We start from the raw sequence: 255 nt of genomic DNA, 5'->3' as shown, positions 1-255 counted from the left end.
ATTGAGGCTTATGAAAAAGAAGGGATCCGAATTGATCAGATTCACATACAAAATGAACCATTTGCTGATCAGAAATTCCCTTCCTGTTTGTGGTCAGGGGAACAATTTAGACAATTTATCGGTGAGTATCTAGGACCACTTTTTGAAAAAGAAAATGTGGATACCCAAATTTGGTTGGGAACCCTTAATGGACCTGAGCAAATGAAGTTTTTACCTACTGGAACGATTATTCTTGATATATTTGATGAATATGTA

1 pseudogene is annotated in these 255 nt (G+C 35.7%); it reads left to right on the top strand.

What is annotated here, in order from left to right:
- Window positions 1-255, top strand: a pseudogene (locus ACX6CF_RS26595) (hypothetical protein); the annotation flags it as partial.

This window comes from Vallitalea sediminicola (assembly GCF_054408565.1).
This window is presented reverse-complemented; position numbering and strand designations above follow the sequence as displayed.